We start from the raw sequence: 3,545 nt of genomic DNA, 5'->3' as shown, positions 1-3,545 counted from the left end.
TTTGGCCTAAGTTTTCGCAGCGAGTGACCCCTGGCTTTTTGAGAAGATACATTTCAGTTAGGTTTTAGAAAATTGAAACTTGAATCATTGATAATTTAAGTATTCCCACAAGGAACAAACTTATTAACAATGCTTAATAATTGTTCAGCATCAAATGGCTTGGTTAAATAATGGTTGGTTCCAGCAATTTTACCTTTTACTTTGTTCATTAATCCGTCTCTGGCAGTGACCATTATAATGGGCAGATCATGGAATTGAGGGATATTTCTGAGGCTTTTACATATTTCTAATCCATCAATATCAGGCATGGTAAGATCGAGTAGCAGTAAAGAAACCTTGTTTTGATTGAGTAACTTTAGGGCATCCATAGCATTACTTGCTAATAAAAGATTGTAGCGATAACCTAAAAATCTTTTAATAGTTGTTTGAACAATGGGACTATCATCGACTGATAAAATAGTTGATCTATTTCTATATTCTAGAAGTTTTGTTCTGTCAAAACTTATCCAGCCATTTTGAACCCAATTAAGATAATAATTTGCAAGAGTCAAGGGATTTTTTTCCAACTCTTGGGCAATATTTATTAGGGAACGTTCACCATCCACCCATTTTTCTAAATGTTTAAGTACTCCTGGTTCTTTAATTTGAGTGGCGGCTTTTGTTACTAAGCAAGGAATTCCTACTTTTGAGGGAATTAAGGGTTGTAGAGCATCCCATTTTTGTTGACGTTTATCCAGTTCTTTTTGCAAGTCAGCACAGTCCATCAAGTGACCATATTCGCCCCAGTTGATATTAAAAATAGGGGAGGTATTTAATTCAAGTTCTCCAGAATAACATGAGATGTATTCGAGTAATGATAGAACTTGTCCTCGAATACAAGTGTTAATTTGTTCCCACGTCAATACTCGAAAACGGACTAGTTTATTCAATATTTCGGTAACAGAAGTGGGGTTTGTAGATTTTGCTAGGGCAGCTTTAATAGCAACAGGGTTGATCTCGGGGTTAGCTTTGTGGGCTAACATTTTCACAAACTCGTTCCTTTCTGGAATATGAGATCCCCCATAGGCGATTTTTCCATCATTCAACACAAGGATATAATTTTCCTGGGTTGACTCGTCTTTAGTTTCAGTTTCTAATGTAATTGTTAAAGTACCAGTTATTTGTTTTGAACTGATTCTTTTGAGTAAAATTTTTATTTGCTCGGCTTGAAAGTGTAGTTTTGTCATAGAATTTTTGTTCTTTAACTCTCAGTGGATCACAAACTCATCAAATAATGGGTGCTTCAGAAGATTAGAGATGGATGTTTATCACTAGGTTATGATCGCTCATTTCTTAAACCGCAATCTTGTCTTTTAAGGGTTTTTGGAAATGAGAAGCACTACGTACCTGAGTTAGGACTCTGGTTACGTATAACTGATATCTTGCACCAGTGTAGAAAAACTTAAATTAGTAAGCAGTAAGCGTTCAGCATTCGTTTAATCTTACTCACAGTAGATGATAGGGATTGATATGTTTCAGCTGATGGCTGATAGCTGAACCCTTACAAACTAGCCAGTTTTGTCGAAGGTGCAAGATGTGAGTATAATCCCCATGTTTCTCACAGACATTTATGACTTCCCATTTATTCGGGTGTATGTGAGTTTTGGGCATAATTAGAGATAAGGGATTTAAGTAATTACCCTGTCTCGAACTCTTATATTAGTTTTCCCAGAAATTACGAAATAGTAACAATTTGGGTAAAATTCGTCACTAACTACCTTGAAGCGTCCATTATCTAAATAAAAGTTCAAACTATTGAGGAGAGAGAGTGAAAGCATTAGCAGACTCAAGATGTTTCTTAAATTGCCAAATCCTTTTATTCTAATGTCGGAGAGAATACCCCATCCTTCTACAAGGTGGGGATGAAGCAGGAAGTCTCAAACGAAGGGTTCGACAACTGTAGGGAAGTTTGTAAGTATGTTACAGCACTGAAATAGTCAATATACAGACAGCAATACCCCAGGCCAAACCGATCAAAACCTGGAAGGGAGTGTGTCCCAATAATTCCTTTAATCTCTCTTCTGTGTTGAGATGATGGCTGTCATGGAGAAACTCATCTACTAGCTGATTGAGAATTCTTGCTTGTTTTCCCGCTGCTTGGCGAACTCCAGCTGCGTCGTACATGACAATAACAGCAAACAAAGAGGCAATAGCAAATTCTGGACTCTCCCATCCCCTAGTTAAGCCAACTCCTGTTGCTAAAGCTCCCACCAAGGCTGAGTGTGCGCTAGGCATCCCCCCTGTACTCACTAAATAACGAAAGTTAACTTTTCGATGACGAATTAACTCGATGATTAGTTTTAACCCCTGGGCAGAAAAACAGGCTATCAGGGACACCAACAGTATTTTGTTGTGAAGAATTGCTTCAAAATCCTGCATAATTAATGGTGGAAACCTCTAGTTTTTGCGAGCAACGATAAACTGGGCGATCGCTTTTAAGGGTTCGGCCCCTCGGTTATATGGCTTCAATTGAGCGATCGCATCGTCGATGAGAGCCTGAGCTTGTTTTCTGGATTCTTCTAAACCCCATAAACTGGGATAGGTTGCTTTTTGCGCTTTTTGATCTTTTCCTGCGGTTTTCCCTAGTTCTTTTGTGCTGGCAGTTATGTCTAAAATATCATCGACGATCTGGAAAGCTAACCCAATATTCTGAGCGTAACGAGAAAGCCTTTCTATGTCCTCTGGTTTGGCTCCTGCTAAAATAGCCCCCGAGACCACAGAAGTTTCTAATAATGCCCCTGTTTTGTGGATGTGAATAAATTTTAGGGTTTCTACGGTTACATCGGATTTACCTTCTGATTCTAAGTCTAGCACTTGACCCCCCACTAACCCGGCGGCTCCCACGGTACGACCCAGACGGGCAATTACATCGAGGAGGTTAGCTAAATCTACGTTACGGGTTCGCCTAGCCACGTATTCAAAGGCATAAGACAATAGGGCATCCCCGGCTAAAATAGCGATATCTTGCCCATAAACCTTATGATTAGTCAGTTTTCCCCGACGATAGTCATCGTTATCCATAGCAGGAAGATCATCGTGAATCAATGACATGGTATGGATCATTTCTAGGGCGCAAGCAGTGGGGAGGGACATCTCCAAGGTTCCTCCCATGAGTTCACAGGTGGTTAAACAGAGGATGGGGCGTAGTCGTTTTCCCCCTGCTAAAAGAGAATAACGCATGGCTTCGTATATCTTTTCGGGGCGAGTAATGGGAAGGGACTCGTCCAGGGCAGTTTCTACCAATTGCTTTTTCTCTTCAAGATAGGACGCGAGATTAAAATCCGATGCTTCTGTGTGCGCCACACGGTCTTCACCTGTCATAACCATGTCTGATTGCCTATAATTAACGATTATTTTGTATCATTTCTATCAGTTTACTGTATCAAAAATCGTATCAAACACAAAGGTTTAAATTTGCTCTGTATGTTGTGACACTCCTCCCGACGCTGATCCAGTGGGTACAGCGCAGGCTTCCCTACCTCACGATAGGACGTTACTGCTTCATC

3 protein-coding genes are annotated in these 3,545 nt (G+C 40.1%); all 3 read right to left on the bottom strand.

Annotated elements, in window-relative coordinates; translation table 11 throughout:
• Positions 1-95: 95 nt before the first annotated feature.
• On the bottom strand, positions 96-1,226 hold the full coding sequence (locus tag P9B04_RS17200) for a response regulator (protein ID WP_342056204.1): 1,131 nt from the start codon (positions 1,224-1,226) through the stop codon (positions 96-98).
• A 733-nt stretch (positions 1,227-1,959) separates the two neighbouring features.
• The gene (locus tag P9B04_RS17195) at positions 1,960-2,418 is read right to left on the bottom strand and encodes a divergent PAP2 family protein (protein WP_342056203.1); all 459 of its coding nucleotides are present in this window, start codon (positions 2,416-2,418) and stop codon (positions 1,960-1,962) included.
• An 18-nt stretch (positions 2,419-2,436) separates the two neighbouring features.
• Positions 2,437-3,366: a geranylgeranyl diphosphate synthase CrtE gene (gene crtE / locus P9B04_RS17190; protein ID WP_342056202.1), complete on the bottom strand. Its 930-nt coding sequence runs from the start codon at positions 3,364-3,366 to the stop codon at positions 2,437-2,439.
• Between the last annotated feature and the right edge of the window lie 179 nt (positions 3,367-3,545).

The sequence above is a fragment of the Crocosphaera sp. Alani8 genome, assembly GCF_038442745.1.
Taxonomy (GTDB): Bacteria; Cyanobacteriota; Cyanobacteriia; order Cyanobacteriales; family Microcystaceae; genus Crocosphaera.
The sequence above is the reverse complement of the archived record's forward strand: the minus strand, read 5'-3'. Positions and strand labels throughout refer to the sequence as shown.